Consider the following 23,215-nt stretch of genomic DNA (forward strand, 5'->3'; position numbering starts at 1 on the left):
GCCAGGCGTGTCCGACAAAATATTTCAGGAAAATTGAGGGGATTTCGATTCTCGACCGGCCTACAGCGTAGGAACCCAAATTAAACGCTGCCGGAGAAAGGAATCATGTCTGCAACTCGTTATGCCACTGTCATCGCCGCTGGACGCCCACCCCGACCCAAGCCGTTTGCGCTCGCCGTGCACCACGCCATGGTCTGCCTTGCCATGGGCGCAACCGTGGCGCCGCTTGCCGTGAGCGCACAATCGCAGGCGGCCCCTGCCAACGCCGCGCCGACCCTGCCGGCGGTGACCGTCACCGCCGGCGCCGAGACGCCGGGCGAACTGCCGCAACCCTACGCGGGCGGCCAGGTAGCGCGCGGCGGCCGCTTGGGGCTGCTGGGCGACAAGGGCGTCATGGACACACCGTTCGCCGTCAGCAACTACACCGCGCAGCGCCTGGAAGATCAGCAGGCCACCACGCTGGCCGAAGTGCTGAACAGCGATCCGTCCACGCGCTTCACGGGCCAGGTTGGCGGCGTGACCGACTCGTTCTATATCCGCGGCTTCCCGATCAACGAGGGCAACCTGTCCGAGATCGCGTTCGATGGCGTGTACGGCGTGTCGCCGAATTACCATCTGTTCACCGAGTACCTGGAGCGGGTCGAAGTGCTGAAGGGGCCGGCCGCCTTGCTGTATGGCATGTCGCCGAACAGCGGTGTCGGCGGCGTGGTCAATGTCGTGCCCAAGCGCGCGCTGGCGACGGACCTGACGCGTTTCACGCTCGACTATGCGTCCGACGCGCAGGTGGGCGGCGCGGTGGACCTGAGCCGCCGTTTCGGCGAAGACCGCGAGTGGGGCATCCGCTTCAACGGCCTGCACCGGCAGGGGCCGACGGCGCTCGACAACCAGAAGTCGCGCGCCGAGGTGGCCGCGCTGTCGCTCGACTATCGCGGCGAGCGCCTGCGGGCCTCGCTCGACCTGATCGAGCAGTACCAGTGGGTCGATGCTCCCACGCGTCCCTTCCTGGTCACAGCCGGCGTGCAGGTCCCGTCGGCGCCGGACGGCAGGCGCAATGTCAGCCAGCGCTGGGGCTGGTGGAAATCCAACGATGTGTCGACGCTGCTGCACGCGGAATACGATCTCACCGACAACGTGACGGTGTTTGCCGATGCCGGCGGTACCCGCTCCGACGTGGCGCGCTTGTCCGACCAGACGCCAACCATCCTGAATTCGGCCGGTGCGACCTCGTCGGCCGTGCAGAACTGGAAGTTCCAGGTCAACCGCTCGAGCTTCGATACCGGCGTCAGGAGCAAGTTCGAGACCGGCCCGGTCAAGCACGCGCTGGCGCTGCAGGCGAACCTGTATATGGACCGTTTCGCCAGCGCCAACGTGTCCGGCACGCCGGTCACATCCAATATCTACGCTCCGGCAGACCGCCCGGCGCAGAACATTGCCGCGCCGCAAAGCGTGCCGAAAGTGTCCGACTCCACGCTGTCTGGCCTGTCGCTGGCCGATACCTTGAGCGTGCTGGACGACCGCTTGCAGTTCACCCTTGGCCTGCGCTACCAGCAGGTCAAGTCGAGCAACTACGCTGCCACCGGGGCGAAGACCGCTTCGTACGACGAAAGCGCCGTCACGCCGTTGGCCGGCATCGTCTTCAAGCCCTGGCACAACGTCTCGCTCTATGCCAACTATGTCGAAGGCCTGAGCAAGGGAGACATCGCGCCGGCGACCGCGTCGAATGCGGGGCAGGTCTTTGCGCCATACAAGACCAAGCAGCAGGAAGTGGGGGTCAAGCTCGACTCGGGCAAGGTGATGGCGACCCTGGCCGCGTTCCGCATGACCAAGCCCAGCGGCCAGTTGTACGGGACGGTCTATGCCATCGACAGCGAGCAACGCAACCAGGGGCTGGAGCTGACCGTGTCGGGGCAGGCCTACAAGGGCGTGCGCCTGCTCGGCGGGCTGACCCTGCTTGACGGCGAGCTGACCAAGACCAACAGCGCAGCCACCCTTGGCAAGCGCCCCGTGGGCGTGCCTACCGTCATGGCCAACCTTGGCGCCGAGTGGGACCTGCCGTGGGTTCCGGGCCTGACGCTGACCAGCGCGGTCAACTACACGGGCAGCGAGTACGTCAACCAGGCGAACACGCAGCAGGTGCCGTCGTGGACAACCGTCGATCTCGGCGCGCGCTACAAGACGTCGATGTACGGCAAGTCCACGACGTTCCGGGCGGGGCTGTTCAATGCGTTCAACCGGAAGTACTGGTCCGGGGTGGCATCGTACGGCACGATCTCGCTCGGCGCGCCGCGGACCTTCATGGCTTCCATGAGCGTGGACTTCTAAGCATTGGCCGCACAACGCCTCGCGCTTTGCAGCGCCTTCGCTTGTCTTGCCCTGGGCTTGGGCGTGGCGCCGGATGCGGTGCTCGCGCAGGCGAGCCCGGCCCAGGCGCGGATGTTCGCCATCGCGCCTGGCCCGCTTTACGCGGTCCTCAATCGCTTTGCCAGTGTCGGCGGCATCGATCTTTCCTATGATGCCGCACTGCTCGGCAGCGCCCAAAGCCCGGGACTGAATGGCCTCTATACCGTGCCGGACGGGCTGCGGGCGCTGTTGGCAGGCAGCGGCCTGGAAGCGGTGGAAATGCCGGGAGGCGGGTACGCATTGCGCAAGGCGCAGGCGGTCTCCGGCACCCAGGCCGCGCCGTTGCTGCCCACGGTCACGATCTTCGGGGCGGCAGCGGCTGCGAGCGAGCTGCCCCCGGCTCTGGCCGGCGAGCAGGTTGCGCGCGGCGCCAGGCTTGGGCTGCTGGGCAACATCGACATCATGGACGCGCCGTTCAGTGTCACCAGCTACACCGCCAAGGCCATCGAGGACCAGCAGGCGCGCACGGTGGGCGATATGGTGGCCGTCGATTCGTCCGTGCGCTATGTCAGCCAGCCTGGCGGCATCCTGGACGCCTTCACGATCCGCGGCTTTCCCGTTGGCAATGGCAACTTCGGCGAGATTGCCTTCGACGGCATGTACGGCGTGGCCTCCAACTACCGGGTATCGACCGGCTACATCGAACGCATCGAGCTGATCAAGGGCCCGACCGCCATGCTGATCGGCATGGCGCCCAGCGGCAGTGTCGGCGGTGGCATCAATATCGTGCCCAAGCGGGCGACCGGTCCCGACCTGACCCAGGTCACGGCCGACTATGCCGCGTCATCGCAGCTGGGCGGCAACCTTGACGTAAGCCGGCGGTTTGGCGCGCAGCGGCAGTTCGGCATTCGCTTCAATGGCAACTATCGGGCGGGCGACACCAACCTGGACAACCAGTCGCGCCACGCCGGTGCTGGCGCGCTGGCACTGGACTACCAGGGCGAGCGCCTGCGCGCGACGCTGGATGTCATCGGCCAGCGGGAGCGGATCGCCGCGCCATCGCGCCTCTTGCATATTGTGTCCGGCATCGACGTACCCGATGCGCCCAACGGACGGCGCAACATCTCGCAACCCTGGGAACACTCCAGCATCCGCGACCAGTCCCTGCTGGTGCGGGCGGAGTACGACATCGGCGACAAGCTCACCTGGTTCGTCGCCGGCGGCGGCGGCCGTACCCGGGTGGCCAGGCTCTTCGCCATCACGCCCACCATCCTCAACGAGGCCGGCGATATTGCCGTGCTGGACTCGAACTACCAGTTCAACGTAGCCCGCACCACCGTGGACACGGGCCTGCGCGCCCGCTTCGACACCGGGGCGGTGAGCCATCACCTGAGCTTGCTCGTGAGCGACTATCGGGACCAGCTGGAGCGCAGCTTCAACAATGCCACGGCCGCGTCGCTGACCAACCTCTATCAGCCTGTGTCGCTGCCAGTGCAGTACATCGCGGCGCCCGCCAGCGTGCCGAAGATTTCCCGGACGCGGCTGTACGGCGCGGCCCTGGCCGATACGCTGTCGATGCTGGACAAGCGCGTGCAGCTGACGCTGGGGCTGCGCCATCAGCAGGTTGCGTCGGACAATTTCAGCGCCGGCGGCGCCATCGCTTCGCACTACGACCAGAGCGCCTGGACGCCGATGCTAGGCCTGGTGGTGAAGCCCTCGCGACACGTCACGCTGTATGCCAACCGCGCGGAAGGGTTGAGCAAGGGCGATACCGCCCCCGGCGGCGCCAGCAATGCCGGTGAGGTATTCGCGCCCTACAAGTCAAGGCAGCTTGAGTTCGGCGTGAAGGTGGAGCAGGGCGGGATGATGGCGACCGTCAGCGCATTCCAGATCGCCAAGGCGAGCGGCCAGATGTCCGGGACGCTGTTCGCCGCAAACGGCGAGCAGCGCAATCGCGGGCTGGAGTTCGGGCTGTATGGGGAGTTGGCGGCCGGGGTGCGGCTGCTGGCCAGCGCTACCGTGCTCGATGCCAGGATTGTTCGCAGCAGCAGCCCCGAGTCGGCCGGCAAGGCGGCAGTCGGCGCGCCGACGCTGCAAGCCAACCTGGGCGCTGAATGGGATGCCGGCTTCGCGCCGGGCCTGACGCTGGCCGGTGGGCTGGCCTACACGGGACGGCAATATGTCGACCAGGCCAATACGCAAAGCATCCCGCACTGGACCCGCGTCGACATCGGTGCGCGCTACCAGACTACCGTGGCGCGCAGGCAGACCACCTTCCGCCTCCATGTCCGCAATGTCTTTGACAAGCATGACTGGGCGGCGGTCGATGCCTACGGCGGACTGGCGCAAGCCGAGCCGCGCACGCTGCTGCTTTCGGCAACGATGCGCTTCTGAGGCGGTTCTACTTGGCGGCGGTGGATTCCGCGGCGCGCTTGTCGGCATCGCGCAGGCGCTTGACGGCTTTGCCCAGCAGCCCGCCTTCGCTATCCGATACCGCTTCTTCCAGCGTGGCAAGCGCGGCCCTGATCTGCGTGCCGTGGGCGTTCGAGTACGCCTGGTCTTCAATCAGCGCGTCGGCTTCCTTGCGCACACGCTTGCCCAGCTTGCGGGCGAACTCGGGATCGAGCTGGCCTTGCGCCGTGGCATTGGCGATGTGGTCGAGCAGAGCGATCAGGCCCGGCGCGGTCGTGGTGGCCGGGACAGCGTCCTCGGTTTTCCTGAGTTTCTTGGGCATGGTTCTTTTCCTCCGGTTGGGGCTCGATTCTAGCGCTAGGGGGAAACCCGGGCCTGCTTCGCAGTATGAAAGATTTGTGACACCTTGTCGGCGCGACGGGTGATGACCGGGCTATGGCAGCGGCAGGGGAAAAACGCGGGGCGCCGATGATTTGCTGCGGTGCACACAATAGCACATTGCGGGCGGCGTAAAAAAAGGAGGGACACCGCATGTGTCTCCTCCCTTTTGGCGGGCGCCTTGCGGACACCCGGCCTGAGCCTGCCTGGACGGTCAGACCACCGTGGCAAGTGCCAGGGTCAGAAGCAGGGCGATCACCGAGATGAGCGTTTCGCACACTGACCAGGTCTTGAAGGTCTGGGCCACGGTCATGTTGAAGTACTCCTTGACCAGCCAGAAGCCGCCGTCGTTGACGTGCGACAGGATCAGCGAGCCGGCGCCGGTGGTCAGCACCAGCAGCTCGGGCCGGGTACCAGGCACGCTGGCGGCGATCGGCGCGACGATGCCGGCGGCCGTGGTCATGGCCACGGTAGCGGAGCCGGTGGCGATCCGGATCAGCACGGCGACCAGCCAGCCCAGCAGCAGCACCGACACATGCGCGCCGGTGGCCACGTCGACGATGGCGTTGGAGATGCCCGAGTCGCGCAGCACGCGGCCAAAGCCGCCGCCCGCGCCGACCACCAGCGTGATGATGGCGGTAGGCGCCACGCACTCGTTGGTGAACTTGAGGATGTTCTCCCGGGTGAAGCCGCGGCGCTTGCCGAAGGTGTAGAAGCTCACCAGCGCGGCGATCAGCAGCGCGATCACCGAGTTGCCGATCAGCTTGAGGAAGTCGTTGGCAAAGCTCTTGGGCGTGGTGATGAGGTCGGCCCAGCTGCCGATCAGCATCAGGATCACGGGCAGCAGGATGGTGAACAACGTGATGCCGAAGCCCGGCAGCTCATGCGAGGCTTGGACGCGTTCGTCCTCCTCGGTGAATTGCGCGGCCAGCGGATTCACATCCGGCAGCGTCACGTAGCGCGTCATCAGCTTGGCGAACAGCGGGCCAGCGATAGCCGCCGTGGGAATGCCCACGATCAGCGCGTACAGGATGGTCTTGCCGATATCCGCCTTGTAGGCGGTCACCGCCAGCAGCGCGGCGGGGTGCGGGGGGATCAGGCCGTGCACCACCGAAAGGCCGGCCACCATCGGGATGCCCACCAGCACCATGGAGGTGCCGGTACGCTTGGCCACGTTGAAGGCGATCGGCACCAGCAGCACGAAGCCCACTTCGAAGAACACGGGCAGGCCGACGATAAAGGCGATGGTCACCATGGCCCAGTGCACGTTCTTCTCGCCGAAGGCGTCGATCAGCGTGCGCGCGATGCGCTCGGCGCCGCCGGACTCCGCCATCATCTTGCCGAGCATGGTGCCCAGGCCCACCACCAGTGCGATGTGGCCGAGCGTGCCGCCAACGCCGGCCTCGAACGATTTGACGATGTCGCCCATCGGCATGCCCACGGCAAAGCCGAGCAGTACCGAGACGACCACCAGGGTGATAAAGGGATTGAGCTTGAATTTCGCGATCAGCACGACCAGTGCGATCACCGCGATCAACGCGTAAAGCAATAGGGTGGTTCCGGTTACGGCGCCCATGTTGTCTCCTTTGTGCGAGGTCCGCCGGGACTCCGGCGGGGCTCCCTCGCTTCCGCTATGAAAAGGGCCGCGCTGGCGGCGGCCGGTTCAGGTCTTCGTGGCTGGCTGGCCCGGGATCAGGCAGCCGGCTTCTTGTAGGCGATGCAATCCACTTCGACCTTGCAGTCCACTACCATGCTTGACTGCACGCAGGCGCGCGCGGGCGGGTTGGCGCCGAAGTATTCCTTGAAGATCTTGTTGAACGACGCGAAGTCGCGCGCATCGTCCAGCCACACGCCACAGCGCACGATGTGCTCGGTGCCGTAGCCGGCTTCGGCCAGGATGGCCAGCACGTTCTTGATGGCCTGGTGGGTCTGCGCAACGATGCCGCCGTCGATCACTTCGCCGGCCACCATCGGCACCTGGCCGGACACGTAGAGCCAGCCGTCGGCTTGCACGGCACGGGAAAACGGCATGTGCTGGCCGCCGGTGCCGGCGCCGCCCTCGACGCCAAATCGTTTGATATCCATGGGGACTCCTGAAGCAGATTGCAAATTGGGAATTGGGAACGGGATGGTTACTGTGCCGGTGCCGCGCTGGCCCCGGCAGGCTTTGTGCGCGCGAGGAAGCGGCCGGCCCGCGCGCCGGTGGGCTTGCGCCGCTGCCACGACAGCTCGCCGTTGACCCACACGCAAGCGATGCCCTCGGCGGGCTGCATGGGATCGGTGAAGCTGGCCGCGTCGCGGATGGTGGCGGCGTCGAACAGGACCAGGTCGGCCCAGTAGCCTTCGCGCACCAAGCCGCGCTCGGCCAGGCCGAAGCGCTCGGCCGACAGGCCCGTCATCTTGTTGATCGCGACCGTCAGCGGGAACAGTTCGCGGTCACGGGCGTAGTGGCCCAGCACGCGCGGAAAGGCGCCCCACAGGCGCGGATGCGGCAGCGGATCGTTGGGCAGGCCATCGGATCCCACCACCGTGGCGGGATGGCTCAGGATGCGGTCCACGTCCGCGTCTTCCATGCAGTGATAGACCGCGCCGGCGGGTTGCAGGCGGCGCGCGGCGTCTTCGAGCCCTAGCTCCCACTCGGCCGCAATATCGGCCAGCAGGCGCCCGCCCATCTCGGGGTGCGGCTCGGACCAGGTCACCATGATGTCGAAATCGCTGGTGACCTGCTTCAGGTCGAGCGTGGAGGAGCTGGCGGTGTAGGGATAGCAATCGCAGCCCACCGGTTGCCAGCGTTGCGCGCGCTCCAGCGCATCCAGCACTTCCCCGCTGCGCCCCCAGTTGTCCAGGCCAGCGCACTTCATATGCGAGATCACCACCGGCACGCGCGCATGGCGCCCGATGCGGAAGGCTTCATCCATCGCCTCCAGGATGTCGGCGAACTCGCTGCGCAGGTGGGTGGCATAGAGCGCGCCCGCGTGCGCCAGCGGCTCGGCCAGCGCCAGCACTTCGTCCGTGGTGGCGGCAAAGGCGTTGGCATAAGCCAGGCCGGTGGACAGGCCAATGGCGCCATGGTCGAGCGCTTCTTGCAGCTGTGCGCGCATCGCCGCGATCTCGGCCGGGGTGGCGGTGCGGTCCAGCCGGTCCATGTGGTTGCTGCGCAGTGCCGTATGGCCGACCAGCGCGGCCACGTTCACGGCGGGCCGGGCAGCCTGCACGGCCGCGGCATAGGCGGCGAAGTCCGGGTAGCAAAAGGCGTCGGCGGTGCCCAGCAGGTTCATCGGGTCGGGCGGCTCGCCGCGCAGCGTGACGGGCGCCGCGCTGATGCCGCAGTTGCCAACGATGACCGTGGTGACGCCTTGCGATAGCTTGGGGGTCATCTCGGGCTGGCGAACCACGTTGGTGTCGTCGTGCGTGTGCACGTCGATAAAGCCCGGTGCCAGCACCAGGCCCGCGCCTTGCACCACATGCGCGGCGCTGCCGGGGTCGATGGCATCGCCGCCGTCTTCCAGCATGGCAATGCGCGCGATGCGCCCTGCGCGCAGCGCCACGTCGGCCAGGCGCGCCTCGGCGCCGGAGCCGTCGAGCAGGGTTACGCCGCGGATGAGGGTATCGAACAGTTCAGGCATGGTCAGTCTCCGAGCGGCTGGCGGCTATCGGTGGCGCCAGTGCCGCGGTGCGCGTCGAGCACGTACTTGAGCCGGCGCAGGTTGTCCTGGCTCTGGTCCTGCTGCAGCAGGGCGAGCTGGGTCGCCAGCACGTCCATGACCAGCAGCATCGCGTAGCGCGAGGCCGAGGGCTTGAAAATAAAATCCGTTTCCAGCGTGCGCACCGGCAGCAGCACGTCCGCGCGCGCCGCCAGCGGCGAACCCAGCGCGGTCACGGCCACCAGCTTCGCGCCATATTCGCGGGCGATATCGCAACTGGCCAGCATCTCGGGCACGTTGCCCGTGGCGGAGAACGCAAGCACGACATCGTCCTTGTGCAAGGTGGCTGCCACCATCTTCTGCAGCAGCGCGTCCTGGTAGCTGGCCACGGGGCGGCCCAGGCGGGCCAGCCGGTAACGCGCTTCGTCGGCCATGAAGGACGAGCCGCCACCCATGCCAAAAGCGTAGACCATGCGCGCCTCCAGCAACAGGCGCGCCGCACGCTCCATATGGTCGGGATCGATCAGCTTGCGATTGACCTCAAGAGAGTCCAGGATATCCGCATGAATGCTGTCGGCCAGCGTGGCGGGGGACGGCTCCGCCGCGCGGGCGACCTCCGCCTGCAGGAAGCGCTGGCCCACAGCCGTGGCTTGCGCCAGGCGCAGCTTGAGGTCGCGCACGTCGCGGCAGCCGATGGCCTTGGCAAAGCGGGTCACGCTGGCTTCGCTTACCCCGGCCTGCCGCGCCAGCTCGTTGATGCTGGTGGCGGCGGCGCCCGCCAGGTCCTGCAGGATCACCTGGGCGACCTTCTGCTCGGCCAGGCGCAGCGTCGGGCCACGTTCGGCGATGCGGGTCAGGATGTCGAAGGGCGCGGACATGGTTGGCGGGTCAATGGTGGGGGCGAGCCGTCCCGGAGCGCAATGTCGCCCTGGAGCCAGCTTTGAATGTTACTTTATAACAAGGGTGAAATATCGTAATTTCAAGGCTATCATTACGTCAATCGGAATTTTGCAGGATGATGACAGCATGCGTGAAATAAAGTACCAAACCGGCACGATCGATCCGCTCAACAAGGCGCTGGGCAAGCTCGACGCCCCGCTGGCACCCGACGCAGCCGGCCAGGTGGGCTGGCAATTGCTGGCAGAAGACCTCAGCCTGCCAGCCGCTGTGCTGTATGAAGAACGCCTGGCGCATAACCTGGATTGGATGCGCCGCTTCATGGGCGAGTACGGAGTGCAGTTGGCACCGCATGGCAAGACCACCATGGCGCCCAAGCTGTTCGCGCGCCAGCTGGCCGCCGGCGCATGGGGCATCACGCTGGCCACCGCGCACCAGACTGCCGCCGCGTACGCGCACGGCGTGCGGCGCGTGCTGATGGCCAACCAGCTGGTGGGCCGGCGCAATATGGAAATCGTGGCCGACCTGCTGCGTGATCCGGACTTCGAGTTCTTTACGCTGGTGGATTCGGCGGCGCTGGTGGACCAGCTGGGCACGTACTTCAGCGCACGCGGCCAGAAGCTGCAGGTCCTGCTGGAACTGGGCGTGCCAGGCGGGCGCACCGGCGTGCGCGGTGCGCAGCAGCAAGAAGCGGTGCTGGCGGCGCTGGCGCGCTGGCCCGGCGTGCTGTCGCTGGCCGGCGTGGAAATCTACGAGGGCGTGCTCCAGGAAGAGGCCGATATCCGCGACTTCCTGCGGCGCACCGTGGCGGTGACGCGCGAGCTGTTCGCGGCCGGCCGCTTCGGCCGCAGCCCGGTGGTGATGTCCGGCGCGGGCTCGGCCTGGTACGACGTGGTGGCGGAGGAGTTCGCCCGCACCGATATCGGCGCGCCGATCGACATCGTGCTGCGCCCGGGCTGCTACCTCACGCACGACGTGGGCATCTACCGCGCCGCGCAAAAACGGATTCTGGCCAGCAACCCGGTCGCGCAGAAGATGCGCGAGGGCCTGCTGCCGGCCTTGCAGTTGTGGGCCTATGTGCAGTCGATTCCCGAGCCGGAGCGCGCCATCATCGGCATGGGCAAGCGCGACGCCGCCTTCGATGCGGGCATGCCGATCCCGGCGCAGGTCTACCGGCCCGGTGCGAGCGCGCCGGTGGCGGTGCCCGCGCACTGGGAGGTGACGGGCATGATGGACCAGCACGCTTATCTGGCGATCCGCCCCGGCGACGATGTCCAGGTTGGAGACATGGTGGCTTTTGATATTTCCCATCCCTGTCTTACCTTCGACAAGTGGCGCCACATTCCGGTGCTCGACGGCGACCTGCGCGTGATCGATCTCGTGCAGACGTTCTTCTGATCAGCCGCACGCAGCAGTAAAGACAGCGATAACAGCAACGACAGCTACCACAGGGGACGCTTGCACCATGAGCATCGACATTCTCGCCTTCGGCGAAGCGCTGGTGGAGTTCAACCAGCAGCCCGACGATCCCGCTCGCTACCTGCAGGGCTTTGGCGGCGACACTTCCAATTTCTGCATCGCCGCGGCGCGCCAGGGCGCCCGCGCCGGCTATATCAGCGCGGTGGGCGAGGACACCTTCGGCGAGCGGCTGCTGGCGCTGTGGACGCAGGAGCGGGTGGATACCCGCCACGTGCGCATCGACGCGGGCTCGCCCACCGGCGTGTACTTCGTCACCCACGACGCGCACGGGCACCGTTTCGACTACCTGCGCAGCGGCTCGGCGGCCAGCCACTACAGCCACGAGAATCTGCCGCATCACGCCATTGCCGAAGCGCGCTACCTGCACGTGTCGGGCATCAGCCTGGCCATCAGCACCAGTGCCTGCGATGCCGGACTGGCGGCAATGGAGCATGCGCGCAAGGCCGGTTGCCAGGTCACGCTCGACACCAACCTGCGCCTGCGCCTGTGGACCCTGGCGCGCGCGCGCGGCATCATGCGCGAGGCCTTCGCGCTGACCGACGTGTGCCTGCCGAGCTGGGACGACATCACCGTGCTGACGGGTCTAAATGACCGCGACGCCATCGTCGACTACCTGCTGGGCTGCGGCATCGGGCTGGTCGCGCTGAAGCTGGGCGAGGAGGGCGCGTACGTGGCCACGCCCGAGGCACGCACGCTGGTGCCGCCGTACGCGGTGCGCCCGGTGGATGCTACCGGGGCCGGCGATTGCTTCGGCGGCAGCTTTGTCGCGCGCCTTGCCGCCGGCGACGATCCGTTCGACGCCGCGCGCTACGCCAACGTGGCGGCCGCGCTGTCCACCACCGGCTATGGTGCCGTGGCGCCAATCCCATCCACCGAAACCGTACTGGCGCGTATGGCGCAGTCGGTTTCCGTGATCGCCTGATTCCCAAGTCCTGAAGCCCTCAGCTCTAAGCTCAATCGTCCGACCTGACCTGACCGAAGATCCACTGCCATGCAAATCCAATCTCCCTCGCTGATCGAACGCCTCGTAAACGTGCCGGTGATCCCGGTGCTCGAGTTCTCTTCCGTGGACGAAGCCCTGCATGTGTCCGAAGCCTTGATCGGCGGCGGCCTGCCGGTGCTGGAGATCACGCTGCGCACGCCGGTGGCGCTGGACGCCATCAAGGCGGTGGCGGCAGCTTTCCCGCAAGCCTGCGTAGGTGCGGGCACGGTGTTGACGGCGGCCGACCTGAAGGCGGTGAGCGACGCCGGCGCGCAGTTCGCGGTTTCGCCCGGGCTCACGCCGGCGCTGGCCGTGGCCGCGCAGGGTGCGGGCGTGGCGCTGTTGCCCGGCGTAGCCACCGCCAGCGAGGCGATGGCCGCAATGGAGGCCGGTTTCAAGTTCCTGAAGTTCTTTCCGGCGGAAGCGTCGGGCGGCGTGCCGATGCTCAAGTCGCTTTACGGGCCGTTCGCGCAACTGCGTTTCTGCCCGACGGGCGGCATTGACCTTGCCCGCGCGCCAACGTATCTCGCGCTGCCCAATGTGGTTTGCGTTGGCGGGTCCTGGGTGGTGCCCAAGGATGCGGTGGCCAAGGGCGACTGGGCGCGGGTGCGCACACTGGCGCAGGAGGCTGCTGCGCTGCGCAAGTCCGCCTGAAGCCCCCAGGGCGTCGGACAAAGGAGGATAGCGGGCCACGGCGCCAGGTCATAAGCTTGGCATATCCCGATCGCTGGAGGCAGCATGGCTGTGCAACTGGCGGGTCTGGCCCCGGGTGGCATGGCAGCTTCCCTGCGCCGCTGCGCGATGCTCGCGCAGCGGCTTGGCCGCGTGTTGATTTGCGCTTGCATCCTGTTTGCCGAGGGCTGCGCCAGCCTGCCCAAGGAAGCGCCGCGCGAGCAGAGCGCAGCGCTGGCCGATCCGGCGACCACCGCCCTCGGGCGGCTGGTTGCAGAGAGCTCGCCCGATCAGGCGCTGTCCGGCTTTCATGTGATCGCCTCCGGCGAAGAGGCTTACGGTACGCTGATTTCGCTGGCCGACCATGCCACGCGCACCCTGGATCTCCAGTATTTCGTCATCGAAGCCGACGAATCATCCCGGGAGATCCTGCGGCGCGTGCGGGCGGCGGCCGAGCGGGGCGTACGCGTGCGCATGCTGGTGGACGACCTGCATAGCGACGGCAAGGATCGCGCCTTCCTGCGCTTCGCTGGCCATCGCAACATCGAAGTGCGCATGTTCAACCCGTTTCCTGCGGGGCGATTCTCCAATCTGACGCGCATGCTCTCGTCTGCCACCGATGTCCGCCGGCTCAACCGCCGCATGCACAACAAGGCTTTCATCGCCGACAACGCGCTGGCCATGACGGGGGGCCGCAATATCGGCAACGCCTATTTCCTGCGCGCTCCCGACACAAATTTCGTCGACCTTGACGTGATCGCTGCGGGCCCCGCGGTACGGCGGCTGTCTGCCGCATTCGACCGATACTGGAACAACCCGCTGGCCGTGCCGGTAGAAGCCCTGGCAACCCCGGCGGAGGCGGCGGATGCGGCCTCCGCCTCCGGCGCTAGCGCGGCGCGGCCCGGGCCGGCTGCCGTCGACACGCACACGGATAGCAAGCCTATCGACGCAGTGGGCATGACGCCTGCCGGCAAGATCGATGCACGGGAGAGCTTCCTGGGCCGCCAGTTCACGGCTGGCGGCAAGCTGGCTCTCGAATGGGCATCGGCAAGCGTGATGGTCGATGCGCCGAGCAAAGCCGCGCCGGACCAGGCGCCAGCCGGCGGCGAGACCATGAGCGAGGAGCTGGGCCGCATGCTGAGCGGGGCAAGCCAGGAGGTCATCCTGATCTCCCCCTATTTCATCCCGGGCGACCGCGGCGTCGCGTGGATGGCGGATCTGGTCAAGCGGGGCGTCAAGGTGCGGGTATTGACCAACTCACTGGCCGCCACCGATGCGCCCATCGTCCATGTGGGCTACCGGCGCTATCGGCCCGACCTGCTGCGCGCGGGGGTGGAGCTGCATGAGCTCAAGTCGCGCCCCGGCCGGCCGCGGCAAATCATCGGGGATTACACGTCTTCGCAGGCTAGCCTGCATGTGAAGGCGGCCGTCGCCGACCGGACCAACCTGTTCGTGGGATCGATGAACTTCGATCCGCGCTCGGCCAGCCAGAACACGGAGACGGGCCTGATCATCCATAGCGCCAAGCTCGCGCAGCAAGTCGCGCATTTGTTCGCGGGGGCGATCGACGACAACAGCTACCTGCTGCGCTTGTCCGATCAGGGCGCGGTGCAGTGGGTGGATGGCAAAGGGGATAAGGCGGTGGTGTTCGATACCGAGCCGGATACAAGCTGGCAGAGGCGCTTGTGGATCGACGTGCTAGCGCCGTTCACGCCTGAGGAGTTGTTGTGACGCCACGGAGCGCCAGGCATGGCGCTCCGGTGCCGTCAGCGCATCTTACTTGCTGCGATCGGCTGCGCCTTCCAGCTTTTGGCCACCCTTCTGTATATCCTGGCCCAGGCCGGCCATGGTGTTGCAGCCAGCCAGCAGGGTGGCAAACAGAACGCAGAAGATCCATCCTTTTTTCACGCCAGACTCCTTTCGATCATTGAATTCGCCGCAATTTTACCGTTGTCGCGGTGCTCTATTGAAGCACGATGCGTGCCATTTTGTAACCGATCGTGCCAAGACTGTGGCGCGGCGTGGGCAAGCGCTGCGCCCTAGGTCAGCAATTCGCGCGCGCGTGCGCAGATTGCAGCATGTGTCTGTGCCAGCCAGTGAGCCGGGAAGGGCTGCGCCAGCAGGTATCCCTGTATGGCACAGCAGCCCCAACGTTGCACTTCGGTCAGTTGGTGCCTTGTTTCGACGCCTTTGGCACAGACGGGCAGGCCAAGGCGCCATGCCTGCTCGCAGGCGGCTTGCAGCCGCTCGGCGGCGCCGGCCTGGCCCGGCTGCCCTGGTTGCTCGCTGCTGCCTATGCAGCGCGCGTTGAACGTCAGTAGATCGGGTTGCAGGCGCTCCAGCGTTGACGTGCCGCCGGGCGCGTCGGCAAAGTCGCTCAGGGCAAACCGCAGGCCCGCGCCGCGCAACGTGGCGAGCTTGGCCGCGGCAACGTGGTCGCCGGCCAACAATGCCTCGCCGGGAATCTCGAGGCAGATCCTTGCCGGGTCGAGCTTGCGTGCAGCCAGCATGCGCAGCAAGGTGTCGATCAGCGGGGTGCCGTGCAACTGGGCGCTGGAAACCAGCAACGACAGCTCCACCGGGTCGGCGACGGCAGGGCAATCCAGCAGGGGCAGGGCGTTTTCCATCAGCCAGCGTGCCACCTCGCCCATCATGCCAAGAGATTCCAGCGCGGGCAGGAAGTCTTGCGGCGCGACACGCCCCAGCTCAGGGCTCTGCCAGCGCAGACGGGCCGTATAGCCAGTCACGCAACCGGTGGCCAGCGATGCCCTTGCCTGCAGGTTCAGCGCGATCTGCCCGCGCGCCAAGGCAAAAGGCAGGGCGGCCAGGAGCGGTGTGGAAAGTGATGCAGGGGTGGTAATGGCGCCGCCGGCAACGCCGTCGCCGCCGCGTTTGCGAACGCGCAGCATCGCGTCATAGGCCTCATGGAGGCTGCGCTCCGCCGGCTTGTCGAGTTCGTCCAGCGCCACGCCAATGCTGCTGGACAGGAACAGCTCGAACCCGTTCTGCACGAATGGCCGCGCCAGGCCAGCGGCCACGGCGCGCGCCAGGCGCATCACTGCTTCCATGGGGTCGGCCGCCAGCTGTCGCTGCGGGGCCAGCGCAACAAGCGCACCGATGTCCGCCTGGCCTAGCCAGGTCACTTCGGCCGTCTGGGCCAGCGCGGCTATGCGCGCCACCACCTGCGCGCGTAGCCGCGCCGATAGCGCCGTGCCAAGCGTTTCGCTAGCGTAGGTAAAACGATCGAGGTGGATCACCAGCACCGCGAAGCGCCGCTGCGTGGCCGGCGGCATCTGCCGCCGCGCCATCAAGGCAGCCACGAAGTCGCATTTTTCATGAGGGTCCACCTCCGGCGAGCGGACGGCATCGTCTGCGTCTGGATGCATTGGGGGTCCCTGTGGGCAGCATGATTTCGCCGCACGGTGGCATGAGCGCGGCCCGCAAAACCTTGGCCGCGGCAACCGCCGCGCCATCGGCGCGCCGGCTCGGGGATCTGGCCCTCAAGCCAGTGTCAGGGATGGCACGGCACAGTGACGATCATACGGTAGAGCAGGCGCCGCCCGAAGCGTGGTGGACACAGGGATAGTGCGGATTCGCCGGGGCTTGACGGAGATCAAGTTCCGGCGGCAGGCGGGTATGGCGGTCAGCCGGTGGTCTCGGCGTCGGCGCCGTCGTCGGGCAGCACGCGCGACGCCAGTACCTTGTCGATGCGCTTGCCGTCCATGTCCACGATCTCGAACTTCCAGTCGCCCCAGCGCACGGTGTCGGTGGTCTGCGGAAGGCGGCCCAACAGCAGCAGCAACATGCCGGACAGCGTGTGGTAACGCTCCTTGTCCTCTTCCGGCACCTGGCGCAGGCCAATGCGGTCTTTCAGTTCGGGGATGGGAATGAGGCCATCGAGCAGCCAGGAACCGTCCTCGCGCTGTACAGCCCATTCCTCGCCGACGCCATCCTGCTTGAATTCGCCGGTGATGGCCTCGATCAGGTCCTGCAGCGTTACCAGGCCTAGCACCTCGCCGTACTCGTCGATGACAAAGGCGATCTGGCCGCCGGAAACGCGGAAATTCTCCAGCAGTTCCATGCCGGTCACGCTTTCCGGCACGAACACCGGAGCCTGGGCCACGGCGGCGAGGTCGGTAGGCTCGCCGCGCAGGCGGCGCGCCAGCAACTGGCGGGCGCTGACCACACCCAGCATGTCGTGCATGCCGCCGCGCACCACCGGGAAGCGCGAGTGATCGGACTCCTCGATGCGGCGCAGGTTTTCTTCCAGCGGGACTTCCACGTCCAGGCAGACCACATCACCGCGCGGCACCATCAGCGAGGTGAGCTGGCGGTCATCCAGGCGGAACACATTACGCACCATGGTGTGCTCGTGCTGCTCGATGACACCGGCTTCCGAGCCTTCCACCAGGAGGGCATGGATCTCTTCTTCGGTCACCGCCGGGCCGCGGCCGCTTTTCACGCCAAGCATGCGCAGCACCAGCCGGGTTGAGCTGGATAGCAGCTTGACGAACGGGGTGGAGGCCAGCGCGAGGAAGGAAATCGGGCGCGAGACCAGGCGCGCGATGGTTTCGGGGGCCATCTGGCCAAGGCGCTTGGGCACCAGTTCGCCCAGCACAATGGAGAAATAGGTCAGGCCGGCCACCACAATGGTGGTTGCCACCCAGCCGGCGGTCGAGGCCTGAATGCCAAAGCCCTGGATCCAGGCGCCGAACGGCTGCGCCAGGGTGGATTCGCCAACGACGCCGTTAAGCACGCCAATGGAGGTGATGCCGATCTGGACGGTAGACAGAAATCGGGTGGGATCCTCGCCCAGCTTGATCGCTTCGATCGCGCCGCGGTCGCCTTCTTCGATGCGCCGCTGCAAGCGGGCCTTGCGGGCTGTCATCAAGGCGATTTCGGACATCGCGAACAGGCCGTTGATCAGGATCAGCGCCAGTAATATGGCAATTTCCATCAGGGTGCGCGCCCTGTGCGCGCAGGAGTTATCGAGGGCCAAAGCATAACATTGCTGTGTGTCAGGGCCGCTGCGGGCTTCCCGGGATGGCCGTGCCCATCCCCCTTGCGGCACTTTGCGCTGACCGAGCCGTCACCGGGGCGCAGCGTGAAAACCGAACGGTGCCCCCGTTCGAAAACACGACGTTCGAGACGGTGCAAGTCGCTTCCCGCGCCGGCCATTCCCCTGGGAGTATCCGCTATCCCATTGATATAAAACAAAAAATACTTTTCTCCAGTAGTTGGCACAGCCGTTGCGTTACTGCCTCCGAACCACCGTCCCATGCGGTGAGTTTGGCAACGGCGCTGCCTGGCAGCCGCCGTGAACGCTGACAAAGCAAGGAGACAAGTATGGAAGTGCAATCACAAGTCCAGGTGATGGGCATCGACGCCGGCGGCACGATGACCGACACCTTCTTTGTGCGCGGCGACGGGCGGTTCGTCGTCGGCAAGGCGCAAAGCAACCCGGAAGACGAATCCCTGGCCATTTTCAACTCCTCGGAGGACGCGCTTGCGCACTGGCAGCGCGGGGTCGACGACGTGTACCCCGAACTGCTGACCTGCGTGTACTCGGGCACCGCGATGCTCAACCGCGTCGTGCAGCGCAAGGGGCTGGACGTGGGCCTGATGGTCAACAAAGGCTTCGAGCATGTCCATTCGATGGGGCGGGCCATCCAGAGCTACTTGGGCTACGCGCTGGAGGAGCGCATCCATCTCAACACGCACCGCTACGACGAACCGCTGGTGCCCCTGTCGCGTACCCGCGGCGTAACCGAACGCACCGACGTGCAGGGAGAGATCGTGATCCCGCTGCGCGAAAATGAAGTGCGCCAGGCGACACGTGAATTGGTGGCGGCGGGGTCCAAGGCCGTCGTGATCTGCTTCCTGCAATCGCACAAGAACGGCACCAGCGAGCAGCAGGCGCGAGATATCACGCGTGACGAGCTCAAAAAGCTCGGCGCCGATATCCCGGTATTCGCCTCGGTGGACTATTACCCGCAGCGCAAGGAAAGCCACCGGATGAACACCACGGTGCTGGAGGCATACGCGGCCGAGCCCTCGCGGCAGACGCTGAAAAAGGTCAGCGACCGTTTCAGGAAGCACGGTGCCAAGTTCGACCTGCGGGTGATGGCCACCCACGGCGGCACCATCAGTTGGAAGGCCAAGGAACTGGCGCGCACCATCGTCTCCGGACCGATCGGCGGCGTGATCGGCTCCAAGTTGCTGGGCGAAACCCTGGGCTACGACAACATTGCCTGTTCCGACATCGGCGGCACCTCGTTCGACATGGCGCTCATCACCAAGGGCAACTTCGCCATCGCCGCCGATCCCGACATGGCGCGGCTGGTGCTGTCCTTGCCGCTGGTGACGATGGACTCGGTGGGCGCAGGCGCCGGCAGCTTCGTGCGGCTCGACCCCTATAGCGGCGCCATCAAGCTCGGCCCGGATAGCGCGGGTTATCGGGTCGGCACCTGCTGGCCGGAAAGCGGGCTGGACACGGTGTCGGTCTCGGATTGCCATGTGGTGCTGGGCTACCTCAATCCCGACAATTTCCTTGGCGGCGCCATCAAGCTGGATGTCGATCGGGCGCGCCAGCATATCAAGGCGCAGATCGCCGATCCGCTGGGTTTGTCGGTAGAAGACGCCGCGGCCGGCGTGATCGAGCTGCTCGACCTGCAATTGCGCGAGTACCTGCGTTCTAACGTAAGCGCCAAGGGCTATAACCCGACCGAGTTCGTCTGCTTCTCCTACGGCGGGGCCGGGCCTGTCCATACCTATGGCTACACCGAAGGGCTGGGCTTCAAGGATGTGATCGTGCCGGCTTGGGCGGCGGGCTTCTCGGCGTTCGGCTGTGCTTGCGCGGACTTCGAGTACCGCTATGACAAGAGCGTTGACCTGGCGCTGCCACAGGATGCTGCGCAGGAGGACAAGGCCCGGGCGGCCCAGACCATCCAGAAGGCGTGGTCGGACCTGGCCGCCAAGGTGATCGAGGAGTTCAAGATCAACGGCTTCAAGGCGGAAGACGTCATCCTGCGGCCCGGCTACCGCATGCAATACATGGGCCAGCTTAACGACCTGGAAATCAGCTCCCCGATCGTCAATGCCGCCACAGCGGGCGATTGGGACCAGATCGTCGATGCCTTCGAGGAAACCTACGGCCGCGTGTACGCCAGTTCGGCGCGCTCGCCCGAGCTGGGTTTCTCCGTTACTGGCGCCATCATGCGCGGCATGGTGATTACCCAGAAGCCGGTGCTGCCGGAAGACCCGGAAGGCGGGCCGAAGCCGCCCGCGCAAGCACGGCTGGGAACGCGTCCGCTGTATCGCCAGAAGCAGTGGCACGACGCAGTGCTGTGGAAGATGGAAGCGTTGCTGCCCGGCAACACCATCACCGGGCCGGCCATCATCGAGTCGGACGCCACCACCTTCGTCGTTCCCGAGGGCTTTGCCACCACGCTCGACAAGCATCACCTCTTCCACCTTAAAGAAGTGAAGTAAGGAGACACGCCATGAACATGATGTCCAGCAAGGAAGTCGGGCTCGCCGACCTGCTCAAGACTGGCGAGACGCTCAAGCAGTTCCGCGACGCCATCCTCGAACGCACTGCCGAGACCGGCCATTACAACGGGCTCACGCGCCTCGCATTTCGCGAGCGTGACCCGATCCGCTACGAAAAGCTCTTCTCCAAGCTGCGCGGCGGCCTGGTCCATGCGCGCGAAACCGCCAAGAAGATCGCCGCCAGCCCGATCGTCGAGCAGGAGGGCGAACTGTGCTTCACGCTCTACAACGCCGCCGGCGATTGCGTGCTGACCTCGACCGGGATCATCATCCACGTCGGCACGATGGGGGCCGCGATCAAGTACATGATCGAGAACGACTGGGAGACCAATCCCGGCATCCATCCCGGGGACATGTTCACCAACAATGATTGCGCGATCGGTAATGTCCATCCCTGCGATATCGCCACCATCGTGCCGATCTTCGCGCATGGCAAGCTGGTGGGCTGGGTGGGCGGCGTGACCCACGTGATCGACACCGGCGCGGTGACGCCCGGATCGATGTCCACCGGGCAGGTGCAGCGCTTCGGCGACGGCTACATGATCACCTGCCGCAAGACCGGGGTGAACGACACCCCGCTGCGCGACTGGCTGCATGAAAGCCAGCGTTCGGTACGCACGCCGAAGTACTGGATTCTCGACGAGCGAACCCGCATCGCCGGCTGCCACATGATCCGCGACCTCATCGAGGAAGTGATCGAGGACGAAGGGCTGGAAGCCTACGAAGAGTTCTCCTACGAGGTGATCGAGGAAGGGCGCCGCGGCCTGCAGACGCGCATCAAGGCGATGACGCTGCCGGGCAAGTACCGCAAGGTGGCGTTTGTCGACGTGCCGTACAACCACCCGGATGTGCAGACCTCGTCGGCCTTCGCCAAGCTCGATTCGATCATGCATTCGCCGGTGGAAATGGAAATCCGCAAGGATGGTTCGTGGCGCCTGGATTTCGAAGGTGCGAGCCGCTGGGGCTGGCATTCCTACAATGCGCACCACGTGGCCTTTACCAGCGGCATCTGGGTGATGATGACGCAGACGCTGGTGCCCACGCAGCGCATTAACGATGGTGCCTACTTCGGCACGGAATTCCATCTGCCCAAGGGCACCTGGATGAATCCGGACGATCGCCGCACCGGCCATGCCTACGCCTGGCACTTCCTGGTCTCGGGCTGGAGCGCGATGTGGCGCGGATTGTCGCAGGCCTACTTCAGCCGAGGCTACCTGGAAGAGGTCAATGCCGGCAACGCCAACACCTCCAACTGGCTGCAGGGCGGCGGCATCAACCAGGACGGCGAGATCCACGCGGTCAACAGCTTCGAGGCTTCGTCGTGCGGCACCGGCGCCAGCGCCATCAAGGACGGTCTCAACCATGCAGCGGCGATCTGGAACCCGGAAGGCGATATGGGCGATATCGAGATATGGGAAATGGCCGAGCCCCTGCTTTACCTGGGGCGCAACGCCAAGGCCAATTCCGGCGGCTATGGAAAATACCGGGGCGGCTGCGGCTTCGAGACGCTGCGCATGGTGTGGAAAGCGCAAGACTGGACCATGTTCTTCATGGGCAACGGCTACATGAACAGCGACTGGGGCCTGATGGGCGGCTATCCCGCCGCCACCGGCTACCGCTTCGAAGCCCACAAGACCGGCCTGAAGGAGCGCATCGCCGGAGGCGATAGCCTGCCGCTGGGTGGCGATGCCAATCCGGACCTGCCGGACTACGAGAACCACCTCAACGCCGGCGCCGTCGTCAAGCGCGACCAGCAGTGCATGACGACCGAGGATTGCTACGACAACTACGATCTGTACCTGAACTACCTGCGTGGCGGCCCCGGCTTTGGCGACCCGCTCGACCGCGAGGCCGAGGCCATCGAGCGGGACCTGAACAACGCCTTGCTGCTGCCGGAATATGCGCAAAAGGTATATGGCGCAGTCGCAACCAAGGACGGCAATGGGGTATGGAAGGTGGATGCCAAGGCGACCGCGTTGCTGCGCATCGAGATCCGCAACCAGCGCCTGGCTCGCTCGCAGCCTGTCCAGGAATGGATGAAGGGCGAGCGCGAGCGGATTCTGGTCAAGCATGCCTCGATCCAGGTGCGGCACATGTTTGCCACCAGCTTTGGCCTGTCGAACAAGTTCGAGCAGCAGTTTCGCACGTTCTGGGGCCTGCCGGACTCGTGGACCTTGACCGAGGACGAGCTGGACGTGCCGACCTATGGCTCGAAGTACCGCATGGACCTGTCCAAGATGCCCGACGTCAACACGGTGGTGCTGGTCGAAGAGTGAGGCCCGGCCGGCGCCAACGAACGCACACATTAGTCAATACGCCAGAGAGGATTCAAGATGTCCACTTACACCAGTGAACAGGTCAAGAACCTGGTCGACGGCAAGCTCGACTGGGACACCACCCTGCGCATGCTATCGATGCCCAAGGATGCCGCGCGCTTTCAGCTATACGTGCAAGCGCTGCAGAAAAAGCTCGATTGGGATGATCGCATCGTGCTGCCGCTGAGCCCGCACATGTTTATCGTGCAGCAAGCCAAGAGCAAAAAGTGGGTCACGCAATGCGATTGCGGCCATGTCTTCTGCGACTACCGGGAGAACTGGAAGCTGCATGCCAACGTCTACGTGCGCGACTCGGATGAAGCCATGGCCGAGGTCTATCCGCACCTGATGGCGCCGGACACGCAATGGCAGGTGTACCGCGAATACTATTGCCCCAAGTGCGCAACCATGCACGACGTGGAAGCCCCCACGCCGTGGTATCCGGTGATCCACGACTTCGAGCCGGATATCGAGGCGTTCTATACGGACTGGGTGAAGCTGCCTCTGCCGGAACGCGCGGACTGATGCCGATCTCGGCGTCGAGG

17 protein-coding genes are annotated in these 23,215 nt (G+C 65.8%); 9 read left to right on the forward strand and 8 right to left on the reverse strand.

Annotated elements, in window-relative coordinates; genetic code table 11:
• Positions 1-105: 105 nt before the first annotated feature.
• The gene (locus ACX12D_RS24575) at positions 106-2,322 is read left to right on the forward strand and encodes a TonB-dependent receptor (RefSeq protein ID WP_459376067.1); all 2,217 of its coding nucleotides are present in this window, start codon (positions 106-108) and stop codon (positions 2,320-2,322) included.
• Positions 2,323-2,325: 3 nt separating this feature from the next.
• A complete protein-coding gene (locus tag ACX12D_RS24580) occupies positions 2,326-4,734 on the forward strand; it encodes a TonB-dependent siderophore receptor (RefSeq protein WP_459376068.1) in 2,409 nt (802 codons plus the stop codon).
• A gap of 7 nt (positions 4,735-4,741) precedes the next feature.
• Here the strand turns inward: ACX12D_RS24580 and ACX12D_RS24585 are convergent, their stop codons facing one another.
• The 5 genes from ACX12D_RS24585 to ACX12D_RS24605 all read right to left on the reverse strand — a co-directional run bounded on the left by ACX12D_RS24585 (position 4,742) and on the right by ACX12D_RS24605 (position 9,652).
• On the reverse strand, positions 4,742-5,074 hold the full coding sequence (locus ACX12D_RS24585; protein ID WP_459376069.1) for a hypothetical protein: 333 nt from the start codon (positions 5,072-5,074) through the stop codon (positions 4,742-4,744).
• Positions 5,075-5,344: 270 nt separating this feature from the next.
• Positions 5,345-6,706: a GntP family permease gene (locus tag ACX12D_RS24590; protein ID WP_174423583.1), complete on the reverse strand. Its 1,362-nt coding sequence runs from the start codon at positions 6,704-6,706 to the stop codon at positions 5,345-5,347.
• A gap of 116 nt (positions 6,707-6,822) precedes the next feature.
• The gene (locus ACX12D_RS24595) at positions 6,823-7,215 is read right to left on the reverse strand and encodes a RidA family protein (RefSeq protein WP_006163400.1); all 393 of its coding nucleotides are present in this window, start codon (positions 7,213-7,215) and stop codon (positions 6,823-6,825) included.
• A 47-nt stretch (positions 7,216-7,262) separates the two neighbouring features.
• Positions 7,263-8,756 carry an N-acyl-D-amino-acid deacylase family protein gene (locus ACX12D_RS24600; protein ID WP_459376070.1) on the reverse strand — a complete coding sequence of 498 codons (1,494 nt, stop codon included), beginning with the start codon at positions 8,754-8,756 and terminating at the stop codon, positions 7,263-7,265.
• Positions 8,757-8,758: 2 nt separating this feature from the next.
• Positions 8,759-9,652 (reverse strand): MurR/RpiR family transcriptional regulator, encoded by an 894-nt coding sequence (locus ACX12D_RS24605; RefSeq protein ID WP_150985497.1) that lies wholly within the window; start codon positions 9,650-9,652, stop codon positions 8,759-8,761.
• 148 nt (positions 9,653-9,800) lie between these two features.
• Here ACX12D_RS24605 and ACX12D_RS24610 point away from each other — a divergent pair, with 148 nt between their 5' ends.
• From ACX12D_RS24610 to ACX12D_RS24625, 4 genes are all read left to right on the forward strand, one after another.
• Positions 9,801-11,069 (forward strand): amino acid deaminase, encoded by a 1,269-nt coding sequence (locus tag ACX12D_RS24610; protein WP_459376071.1) that lies wholly within the window; start codon positions 9,801-9,803, stop codon positions 11,067-11,069.
• 67 nt (positions 11,070-11,136) lie between these two features.
• Entirely contained in the window at positions 11,137-12,072 is a 936-nt protein-coding gene (locus ACX12D_RS24615) for a sugar kinase (protein WP_459376072.1), read from the forward strand.
• A gap of 69 nt (positions 12,073-12,141) precedes the next feature.
• Positions 12,142-12,786, forward strand: a complete 645-nt coding sequence (gene eda, locus ACX12D_RS24620) for a bifunctional 4-hydroxy-2-oxoglutarate aldolase/2-dehydro-3-deoxy-phosphogluconate aldolase (protein WP_459376073.1) — start codon at positions 12,142-12,144, stop codon at positions 12,784-12,786.
• Between the two features lie 84 nt (positions 12,787-12,870).
• Entirely contained in the window at positions 12,871-14,535 is a 1,665-nt protein-coding gene (locus ACX12D_RS24625; RefSeq protein ID WP_459376074.1) for a phospholipase D-like domain-containing protein, read from the forward strand.
• Positions 14,536-14,580: 45 nt separating this feature from the next.
• Here ACX12D_RS24625 and ACX12D_RS24630 read toward each other — a convergent pair whose 3' ends face one another.
• The 3 genes from ACX12D_RS24630 to ACX12D_RS24640 all read right to left on the reverse strand — a co-directional run bounded on the left by ACX12D_RS24630 (position 14,581) and on the right by ACX12D_RS24640 (position 17,761).
• Positions 14,581-14,712 (reverse strand): entericidin A/B family lipoprotein, encoded by a 132-nt coding sequence (locus tag ACX12D_RS24630; protein ID WP_006163387.1) that lies wholly within the window; start codon positions 14,710-14,712, stop codon positions 14,581-14,583.
• Positions 14,713-14,843: 131 nt separating this feature from the next.
• Positions 14,844-16,190, reverse strand: coding sequence for a GGDEF domain-containing phosphodiesterase (locus ACX12D_RS24635; RefSeq protein ID WP_459376075.1), 1,347 nt, complete (start codon positions 16,188-16,190; stop codon positions 14,844-14,846).
• Positions 16,191-16,447: 257 nt separating this feature from the next.
• Positions 16,448-17,761 (reverse strand): hemolysin family protein, encoded by a 1,314-nt coding sequence (locus ACX12D_RS24640; RefSeq protein WP_459376077.1) that lies wholly within the window; start codon positions 17,759-17,761, stop codon positions 16,448-16,450.
• A gap of 389 nt (positions 17,762-18,150) precedes the next feature.
• Here ACX12D_RS24640 and ACX12D_RS24645 point away from each other — a divergent pair, with 389 nt between their 5' ends.
• The 3 genes from ACX12D_RS24645 to ACX12D_RS24655 are packed head-to-tail and all read left to right on the forward strand — an operon-like array spanning position 18,151 to position 23,195.
• A complete protein-coding gene (locus ACX12D_RS24645) occupies positions 18,151-20,295 on the forward strand; it encodes a hydantoinase/oxoprolinase family protein (protein ID WP_459376078.1) in 2,145 nt (714 codons plus the stop codon).
• Positions 20,296-20,306: 11 nt separating this feature from the next.
• Positions 20,307-22,631 (forward strand): hydantoinase B/oxoprolinase family protein, encoded by a 2,325-nt coding sequence (locus ACX12D_RS24650; protein ID WP_441638880.1) that lies wholly within the window; start codon positions 20,307-20,309, stop codon positions 22,629-22,631.
• Between the two features lie 57 nt (positions 22,632-22,688).
• Positions 22,689-23,195, forward strand: coding sequence for an acetone carboxylase subunit gamma (locus ACX12D_RS24655; RefSeq protein ID WP_459376080.1), 507 nt, complete (start codon positions 22,689-22,691; stop codon positions 23,193-23,195).
• The last annotated feature ends 20 nt before the right edge of the window (positions 23,196-23,215 follow it).

Source organism: Cupriavidus sp. PET2-C1 (assembly GCF_054515855.1).

Coding starts and splice junctions, on each gene's coding strand:
- eda (WP_459376073.1), top strand. CDS start 12,142: ATGCAAATCCAATCTCCCTCGCTGATCGAACGCCTCGTAAACGTGCCG.
- ACX12D_RS24605 (WP_150985497.1), bottom strand. CDS start 9,652: ATGTCCGCGCCCTTCGACATCCTGACCCGCATCGCCGAACGTGGCCCG.
- ACX12D_RS24615 (WP_459376072.1), top strand. CDS start 11,137: ATGAGCATCGACATTCTCGCCTTCGGCGAAGCGCTGGTGGAGTTCAAC.
- ACX12D_RS24595 (WP_006163400.1), bottom strand. CDS start 7,215: ATGGATATCAAACGATTTGGCGTCGAGGGCGGCGCCGGCACCGGCGGC.
- ACX12D_RS24635 (WP_459376075.1), bottom strand. CDS start 16,190: ATGCATCCAGACGCAGACGATGCCGTCCGCTCGCCGGAGGTGGACCCT.
- ACX12D_RS24640 (WP_459376077.1), bottom strand. CDS start 17,761: ATGGAAATTGCCATATTACTGGCGCTGATCCTGATCAACGGCCTGTTC.
- ACX12D_RS24655 (WP_459376080.1), top strand. CDS start 22,689: ATGTCCACTTACACCAGTGAACAGGTCAAGAACCTGGTCGACGGCAAG.
- ACX12D_RS24610 (WP_459376071.1), top strand. CDS start 9,801: ATGCGTGAAATAAAGTACCAAACCGGCACGATCGATCCGCTCAACAAG.
- ACX12D_RS24585 (WP_459376069.1), bottom strand. CDS start 5,074: ATGCCCAAGAAACTCAGGAAAACCGAGGACGCTGTCCCGGCCACCACG.
- ACX12D_RS24600 (WP_459376070.1), bottom strand. CDS start 8,756: ATGCCTGAACTGTTCGATACCCTCATCCGCGGCGTAACCCTGCTCGAC.
- ACX12D_RS24650 (WP_441638880.1), top strand. CDS start 20,307: ATGAACATGATGTCCAGCAAGGAAGTCGGGCTCGCCGACCTGCTCAAG.
- ACX12D_RS24575 (WP_459376067.1), top strand. CDS start 106: ATGTCTGCAACTCGTTATGCCACTGTCATCGCCGCTGGACGCCCACCC.
- ACX12D_RS24645 (WP_459376078.1), top strand. CDS start 18,151: ATGGAAGTGCAATCACAAGTCCAGGTGATGGGCATCGACGCCGGCGGC.
- ACX12D_RS24625 (WP_459376074.1), top strand. CDS start 12,871: ATGGCTGTGCAACTGGCGGGTCTGGCCCCGGGTGGCATGGCAGCTTCC.
- ACX12D_RS24590 (WP_174423583.1), bottom strand. CDS start 6,706: ATGGGCGCCGTAACCGGAACCACCCTATTGCTTTACGCGTTGATCGCG.